The sequence below is a fragment of the bacterium genome, from assembly GCA_030654305.1.
Taxonomy (GTDB): Bacteria; Krumholzibacteriota; Krumholzibacteriia; order LZORAL124-64-63; family LZORAL124-64-63; genus PNOJ01.
Genome location: JAURXS010000492.1, coordinates 1 through 5,579 on the forward strand (window position 1 = coordinate 1; position 5,579 = coordinate 5,579).

Annotated in this window: 4 protein-coding genes; 1 reads left to right on the top strand and 3 read right to left on the bottom strand. The window is 70.5% G+C overall.

Annotated features, from left to right (window positions below):
* The 3 genes from Q7W29_14105 to Q7W29_14115 form a co-directional block, all read right to left on the bottom strand.
* Positions 1 to 221, bottom strand: a 221-nt coding sequence (locus Q7W29_14105; protein ID MDO9172955.1) for a glycosyltransferase, incomplete at its 3' end; no start/stop codon positions are given.
* 283 nt (positions 222 to 504) lie between these two features.
* Positions 505 to 3,801 carry a PDZ domain-containing protein gene (locus tag Q7W29_14110; protein ID MDO9172956.1) on the bottom strand — a complete coding sequence of 1,099 codons (3,297 nt, stop codon included), beginning with the start codon at positions 3,799 to 3,801 and terminating at the stop codon, positions 505 to 507.
* Positions 3,802 to 3,922: 121 nt separating this feature from the next.
* Positions 3,923 to 5,050 (bottom strand): D-alanyl-D-alanine carboxypeptidase family protein, encoded by a 1,128-nt coding sequence (locus Q7W29_14115; GenBank protein ID MDO9172957.1) that lies wholly within the window; start codon positions 5,048 to 5,050, stop codon positions 3,923 to 3,925.
* 228 nt (positions 5,051 to 5,278) lie between these two features.
* Between Q7W29_14115 and Q7W29_14120 the strand changes: the two genes are divergently transcribed.
* Positions 5,279 to 5,579: hypothetical protein (locus Q7W29_14120; GenBank protein MDO9172958.1), on the top strand; the 301-nt coding region annotated here is incomplete at its 3' end.

Here is a 5,579-nt window from a genome sequence, read left to right on the forward strand (position 1 = left end):
AAGCCGAGGTTCTCCGGGTTCAGCACGGCGCGGATCTCGCCGCGCTCGTGCAGGTTCCGCAACCACGCCGCCGAACCGTCGGTCGAGCCGTTGTCCACCACGACGATCTCGACTCCCGCCGGCGCGTGGCGTCGCAGCGCGTCGAGACAGGCCTCGGTCAGCTCGCGCTTGTTGAACACGGGAATGACGATCGAGACGCGATTGGCGTGCAGGCCGGTCATCTCTGCCTCCGGGATCGGGATGCTCCGTCGGAACCTGATGGATTCCAGAGAGCAAATCCCCGGCCAGCCCCACGGTCGCCCACCATTCCTGGCATGAAGTCAACGTGTTGAATAATATCGAGATATGGCCGAGGCCCTGCGGCGGCACCGCCGCTTTCAGTCGCCCACCGCCAGGGATCTGGCCACGACCTGGCCCGAATCGCCCCGGCCGGCAAAAGTCGAGCCCCCCGGTCACACGAGGTGACCGGAGGGCGTCCGACGTCAGCGGGATGTCGATCGATCGCTACCTGTCCCGCGGGAAAGCGGGGGCCCCAGGCAGCGCCGGCCGATCCTTCATCGCCGCCAGCACCTCCTGCACCGCCCGTTCGAGCTGCGGGTCGCGACCGCGGTTGACGTCCTCGGGCAGGTTCTCGACCACGATGTCGGGATCGACGCCGTGGTTCTCGACGTCCCACTCGCCCTCGAGGTTGAACAGGCCGAACTCGGGGAAGGTCACCAGCCCGCCGTCCATCAGCTGGATCCGGCTGCTGATGCCGATCAGGCCGCCCCAGGTGCGGGTGCCGACGACCTTGCCCAGCCCGTACTTCTTGAAGTAGTAGGGCAGGGCGTCGCCGCCCGAGCCGGCGTGCGAGTTGCTGACCATGACCAGCGGCCCGTGGAAGGCCGTGCCCGGCGTGCGCCAGTCCTGGCCGTAGCGGGGCTTCCAGAGATTCAGGAAGTCCTGGCCCAGGATGTTCAGCAGGAAGTCGGGGATGAAGCCGCCGCTGTTGAAGCGCTCGTCGATGATCAGGCCCTCCTGGCGCACCTGCGGGTAGTAGGCCTGGGCGAAGGCCTGCACGCCGTCGACCGCGGTGTCGGGCAGGTGGAGGTAGCCGACCTTGCCGCCCGACAGCTCGGCCACCTTGCGGCGGTTGCCCTCGACCCAGCGGACGTAGCGCAGCCCGGTCTCCGAGGCGATCGGCAGGACGGCGACTTCGCGCTTCTCGCCGTCGGGCTTGTCAGCCACGGTCAGGACGGTGCGGACGTCGACCCTGTTCTCGAACAGGGAGTAGGGGTTCGTCGGGGCCTGCAGCGGCTTGCCGTCCACGGCCAGCAGGTAATCGCCTTCGCGCACGTCGATGCCCGGTCCGAACAGGGGCGTGCGCTGGTCCTCGTTCCAGTCGCGCTCGGTCAGGATGTTCACCAGCCGGTAGCGGCCCGAGCCGGCGTCGAGCCGGAGGTCGGCGCCCAGCAGGCCGACGCCCACCGCCTTGGCCTTCGGCGCTTCGTCGCTGCCGTTGACGTAGGCGTGGCCGGCGCCCAGCTCGCCGATCAGCTCGCCCAGGATGTAGTCCAGGTCGCGGCGGTCGGTCACGTAGGGGACCAGCTGGCCGTAGCGCTCGTGCATGCGGTCCCAGTCGACGCCGTGCATGCCCGGGTCGTAGAAGAAGTCGCTCTCCAGGCGCCAGGCGTCGTGGAACATCTGCCGCCACTCGGCGCGGGGGTCGCTGCGGGCCTTCATCTCCGCGACGCGCAGCGGCTTCTCGGCCGGCTTCTGGTCGGCGGCCGCGGCGACGATGCCGTAGGTCTTGCCTTCCCGGTAGAGGAGCTTCGCGCCCTTGGCGTCCAGCTCGAACCCGTCGGCCTTGGCGAGCACGGTCTCGGCCTCGCGCTTCTCGAGGTCGAAGACCATGATCTGGTTGTCGTCGCCGTCCGGCCCGGCCTTCAGGTAGAACAGCTTGCCCTCGGCCGCGGCCAGGTTCCGGTAGTTGCCGGGCGGTACGTCCAGGCCGACGATGCGGTTGCCGATGCCCTCGAGGTCGATGACCGTGGGCTCGACCTTCGCCTTGTCGCCGTCCTTCCCTTCGCCGTCCTTCTTCTCTTGGTCGTTCTTCTTCTCTTGGTCGTCCTTCTTGCCGTCTTCGGCCTTGTCTTCGTCCTTCCCGTCCTCCTCGCCCTCGACGGCGACCTCGTCGCTCTCGGGCGGGAAGGGGTGCGGCGCGTCGGCCTGCAGGGTCGTCAGGTACAGGCAGGTCGTCTCGTTCCAGTGGGGGACCTGGTCGTAGGGGCCGAAGCGGGGCTGGAAGCTGCGCTCCGAGGCGAAGTACAGGTACTTCCCGTCGGGGGAGAACGTGGGCGACGTGTCGTCGGTCATCGAGGTGGTGACGCGGGTCCGCGTGCCCTTCTCGGTGTCGAAGAGGAAGATCGAGGAGAAGTCGTTGTCCTCGGCCTCGGCGAAGGCCACCCAGCGGCTGTCCGGGCTCCACTGCGCGTCGAAGCTGCGCTCGGTGGGGCTGCGGCCGATGTCGTGCTGCTCGCCGCTGTCGGCGTCGACCCAGCGCAGCATCATGGCGGCGTCGTAGGTCAGGAGCTTGCGGCTGTCGGGCGACCAGTTCAGCCCGACGTAGTAGGTGCCGCTGCCCGAGGTCAGCCGGCGCTCCTCGCCGCTGCCGTCGCCGCGGCGCAGGGTCAGTTCGTACTCGCCGTCGGCGTCGCCGAAGTAGGCGATCCACTTGCCGTCCGGCGACCAAGCGGGCAGGATCTCGTTCACCGCGGGGGTGCCGGTGAGGTTGCGCACGTCGCCCTTCTCCGCCGGGACGGTGAAGATCTCGCCGCGGGCCGAGAAGACGGCCCGCTGCGCGTCGGGTCCGAGGCCGGAGCCGGTGATGCGGCCCGACGCCTCCACGAAGGCCGGCCGCGTGCGGAAGAAGTCGTCGCGCACGGCCACGGTCACCTGGCGCGACTTCCCGGTCGCGAGGTCCAGCACGTGCAGCCAGCCGCCGTTCTCGTAGACGATGGCGTCGTCGCCGAGGCTCGGTTCCTTGACGTCGTACTCGGGGTGGTCGGTCACCTGCCGGAAGCCTCCGCCCACGGTGTCGTAGGCCCAGATCTGGAGGCGGCCGGTGCGGTCGCTGGTGAAGTAGATCGTGTCGCCGTGCCACATCGGGTAGTTCTCGGCGCCGGGCCAGTCGGTGATCCGGGTCGTGGTGTTCTTGTCGAAATCGTGGATCCAGATGTCCTGGGCCATGCCGCCCTGGTAGCGCTTCCAGGTGCGGCCCTCCGAGGTGATGCGGTTGTAGGCGAGGCGGCGGCCGTCCGGCGACCAGCTCGACAGGCCGCCCTCGGGCAGGGGCAGCATCTCCGGCAGGCCGCCCGCGAGCGGCACCGTCCAGAGCTGCTGCTCGCGCATCGTGAAGCTGGTGCGCGAACTCTGGAAGCGCACCGCCTTGCCGTCGGGCTGCCAGTCGATGAGCCGGTCGCCCAGCGGGTGCCAGGTGAGGCGCCGGGGCTCGCCGCCGGCGGCGGGGATCACGTAGACGTCCCGATTGCCGTCGTAGTCGCCCGAGAACGCGATCCACTTCCCGTCCGGGGAGAACTTGGGCTGCGACTCGAAGCCGACGTGGGTGGTGAGACGGCGGGCCTCGCCGCCCGCGGCCGGGACCGTCCAGATGTCGCCGCCCTGGACGAACACGATGGTGCCGCCGTGGAGGTCGGGGTTGCGCAGCAGGCGCATGTCCTGCGCGTCGAATTCGGCGGCGGCGGCGGGCAGCCCCGCTGCGAGCAGGATCAGGACGGCCAGGGGCCAGGAACGCATGCTCATGATCACTCCTCGGGGATCCGGATCGGGGGATTCATCGGGACGGCACAACCATGTTTGAACGACGAAGCGGGCGGATTGTTGCACAATCCGCCCGCGCGCAGAAGTCTCGATCCGGCCGGGATCAGCGCTTGAAAACCCGGTCCCAGAAGCTGCCCTTGATCACGGCGGCGGACAGGGCGATGGGCACCTCGCCCAGCGGCTTGCCGTCCAGCTCCGCGACGGCCTTGCCGACCACGGCGCCGGCGGCCGCGGGGGCCTCGATGCGGTCCGGCAGCTCGTAGCGCAGGGTCACGTCGCCGGCCCGGGCCTTGCGGACGCCGACCTCCAGGGGCTGCGTGAAGACCAGCCCGGCGGTCTTGAGCTTGCCGCCCTTGACCGGGATCTGGCGGGGGCAGGAGTCGCCCGCGGCCGGCACCAGTTTCACCGGGGAATACTCCGTGAAGGCGCGGGCCAGCAGGCGGCTGGTCTCGCTGCCGCGGGAGGCGTTGGTCTTGGCGCCCATCACCACCGAGATCAGGCGCACGCCCTTCTGGGTGGCGGCCGCGGTGAGGCAGAAGCCGGCCTCGACGGTGTAGCCGGTCTTGATGCCCTCCAGGCCGCGCAGCTTGCCGACCAGGGGGTTGGGGTTGCGCAGCATGAACTGGCCGTTGCGGAAGGGCACCTGGTCCATCACGGCCCAGGACAGCGATTCCGGGTGGCGGCAGATCTCGCGCCCCAGCAGGGCCATGTCGTGGGCCGAGGAGAGGTCGCTCGACTGGCCGCGGGCCGGCGGCAGGCCGTGCACGCTGTGGAACACGGTGTCGCGCATGCCGAGCTCGCGGGCGCGGGCGTTCATCAGCACGACGAAGGCGTCGTCGGTGCCGGCGACGTGCTCGGCCAGGGCCACGCCGGCGTCGTTGCCCGAGTGGATCGCCAGGGCCATCAGCAGGTCGCGGACCGTGAAGACCTCGCCCTCCTTCAGGTAGACCTGCGAACCGCCGATGCGGCTGGCCCGCGCGGACACCGTCACCATGTCGTCGAGCGTCAGCTCGCCGCGCGCGGCGTGCTCGAGCACCACCAGCTCGGTCATCATCTTGACCATCGAGGCCGGGGCGAGGCGGGCGTGCTCGTTCTCGGCGAACAGGATCTCGCCGCTGCGCTCCTCCATGACGATGGCGGAGGAGTAGGCGCCGGACAGGGCGGCGGCGGCGGTGGGGAGCAGGCACGAGACGATCAGCAGGGCGGCGGTCCGGGCGTCCATCCGTGGCATGTCGGTCCTCGCGAGTCGGGGGTGTGGGGTCGGGGCGCCCGTCCGTGGGCCCCGCGCGCAAGTTATCCGGATGCCGACGCGGATGTCAAGGAGCCGCGGCCGGATGCGGTGAACTTCTTCCCACCGGGCCCGTAAAGAGCCTGTCGCGTTGCGTTCTTGCGTTCGCCGCCGGATTGGGCTGGAATGCGACATGGTCCCGGACGGGTCCGGCAAGGCGAGGGAGCGGTCATGCGGTTCGGCTGGTACATCGCGGCGGCGCTGGCGGCGGTTCTCGCCGCGGGCTGCGGGCACGCGCCGGCGCCGCCCCTGCGCTACGACGACGCCTGGCGCTGCGAGGCGCCCGCCGATTCCCTGGGCTACGAGGCTGTCCGCGCCCTGTCGCCGGCCGCCCGCGAACACCGGCGCGCGTCGGCCGCGTCCTGGCGGCGGCTCGCCGCGGCGACCCGCGACGACGCCGAACGGCTGCGCGCCCTGGTGACGGCGGTCGCGCTCGCCCCCGACGTGCCCGACCACGGCTTCGCCCTGGCCG